This is a genomic window from Archangium sp., from assembly GCF_036389735.1.
Taxonomy (GTDB): domain Bacteria; phylum Myxococcota; class Myxococcia; order Myxococcales; family Myxococcaceae; genus Archangium.
On sequence record NZ_DASVWK010000677.1, the window covers coordinates 1 to 2,456 of the forward strand.

General features: G+C 64.9%; 2 protein-coding genes and 1 pseudogene. 2 read left to right on the forward strand and 1 reads right to left on the reverse strand.

Annotated elements, in window-relative coordinates; all coding sequences use genetic code 11:
• The coding region (locus VF794_RS23820; protein ID WP_331114148.1) for a hypothetical protein at positions 1-923 on the forward strand (923 nt) is incomplete at its 5' end.
• Between the two features lie 178 nt (positions 924-1,101).
• Entirely contained in the window at positions 1,102-1,965 is an 864-nt protein-coding gene (locus tag VF794_RS23825) for a type VI immunity family protein (protein WP_331114150.1), read from the forward strand.
• Positions 1,966-1,990: 25 nt separating this feature from the next.
• On the opposite strand, the pseudogene VF794_RS23830 reads toward VF794_RS23825, so the two are convergent.
• A pseudogene (locus VF794_RS23830) lies at positions 1,991-2,456 on the reverse strand (hypothetical protein); the annotation flags it as partial.

Consider the following 2,456-nt stretch of genomic DNA (forward strand, 5'->3'; position numbering starts at 1 on the left):
CGGCTGAGTCTTCCCTTGCAACACCACCTGAGAGGTACGCGGTGTCTTCTCTCCATCCTGGCTCCTGGACTCGGGCGCAACCGTCCACGTGCCTTCTGCTCGTCGTCTCGACCGCCGCGCTCCTCTGCCTCTCCTGCACCACTCCCCTTCGCTTCCAACCCCAGCCCTCCTGGGGCGGGCAGCTCACCGGCGGACGCGCTCAATTCAACCAGTCCTGTGGCGCGGCCTGCTCCGTCCCAGTCGGCCCGAGCACCGGCGAGATACTCATGCCAGCGGCGACTCGGCTCAGCCCGGTGGTTGAGAAAGTCGTCCAGACTGTTGAGGCCAGTCAAGGCCTGCTCACCCTCGAGCGCGCCCTTACCGGAGCGGAATTGGCCTACGTCGAAACCGTCTTCAAGGAGTGCGTTGCCCAGGCCCATGCCGATGTCAACGCGGCTTACCAACAGAACGAGGGCGGCTACAAATTCAAGAATGGAAAGTTCCCAAACGATGCTGAGTGTGACCGGCAAGTGGGCGTCGATGAAAAGGGGATTCCCATCAAGCTCTCCCAAGAGCTTGGGAACCTGAAGCACGCAGCCGCCTTCGTCTGCATCAAAGCTCGCCTCCCGGAGGAACTCCGCGGCAACTTCTCCATCGAGCCGCGCTACAAGGGAGCCCCCGATGTCAACGGCACCGTCCTTACCAACAACAAGTCCGGGTCCCTCAAACCTGATGTCGTGGTGCATGCCACTCGGAATGCCACCGACGTGCAGTGCGTCTACGAGTTCAAGTTCCCTTGCTACGAAAGACACCGACTTGACCCGCTGAATTCTCCCGGGGTGGCGGCCCAACTGGAAAGCTACACGCACCTCTCCAAAAGTTGCCGGGTAGTCCTCGTGACACCGGGGGAACTCAAGCCGTTCAAGGGGAAAGCGAGTGATTGATTACCATCCACGCCTACGCTTTCGCGGCATTCCACCAAGACGTTGGAATCACTACGACGGAGAGCCTCCGCGCCCGCAGCGACAGTTGCTTGCGCGCGAGGTTGTCCGCTTCGTCTTCTACATGCCGCACGACCACCCGGAACTCTCCCTCGGAGTGCGCCATGCGATCGCCAGATACATGCACGCTGTTGGCGAGGGCCCCAGGTCAATCAATCTCGTTCACTACAATTATAGCGAAGGCTCACGACTGACACCGGAGGAGTGGCGCTCGGTTCGCGGGCTCTTGGAGAACACGAAACGCTGGTCGTTCCCTGATGATTACGATGACTCGGAGCAACGGGGAATTGAAAAGCGCGGCTTCGAGAGGGGCCTTCTCTTCACCGGAGGCCACGGTAACCCCAATGGCTATCAGCTCGAGTACCGGGCTCGCATTCCGTGGCGGCCTGCTCCCGAAGAGACGTTCGTGAGCTTGCTCACGGCGACGCTTCCCATCGAGTACCTCGAAGAGCACGGACCCGCACATGTTCGCGAGCTGGCGCTCGACATGGCCTCCAAGCTGCTGTTCGCCTCTGGGCATGCGGGCCTGGCCCTTCACCTCTACCAGGGCCTTCAGGTCTCGGACGACGCCTTTCGCGCCGAGGCCCTACGCTACCCAGGCATCGACCTTCGAGCTGCCTGGCACCACGAGAAGTGGATGGGCCACCGGGTGGATGGAGTCCACTGGCTCAACTTCCTCGGCCCCCCCGTTCTCACTCAGCTCGGCGGTGCGACTGCCCTTCGTTCCCGGCTGCACTCGACCGAGACGACGCTGGTGGAACTCGCCGAGGATCGCGCCGTTGTCTCTCTGGGAGAGCGGCCGGACGCGGGCGACCTGACCACCGGAAAGACCCTTCCCACATACCGCGAGCTCGCCCAGGTGCTGGAGCCCTGGCTCGAGCCACTCTTCCTGCCGCGAACGACGTCCATTGAGCAGCCTCGGTACACGTCGCTTCGCTTCACCGAGGACGAGGCTCGGCGTTGGTGGAGACGCTTCCTCGACTGAAGCCCGGCCACGCGCCCGGGATGACTCAGGCGGCGGGAGCCTTCGGCACATCCTCGGGCCTGGCCTCCTCCGAGGCAGGGGGGGCCTCCTCCGGAGCGGGCTGGACATGAACCAGGGCGCCCAGCCCCTCCGCATTCGCGGCCTCGCGCTGGGCGATCTTCTCCCCCGCGCGCTCGGCTTCCCGGAGGAACTCGGCGTACTCGTCCTTCTTCTCGGCGGCCTGCTTCTGGGCCTGCTCCGCCTGCTTCCCGGCGTCGGCCCGTCCTCGCACCACGGCCTGCCGGGTGAGCACCACGCCCACGGCGAACATCCCCCAGTCCAGCAGGGTGATGAGCCAGCCCCGCTCCAGCAGGCCGTCGACGCCCCCGCGCACGAAGTCGAGCGCGAGGAGGAAGCCCTGGCCGGTGAAGGCGGCCCCGAGCGCGGTCGTCCCGGGGCGCAGCTCGATGATGCGGGCGGCGCCGTAGCACAGCAGGGGCAGCACGGCGAGC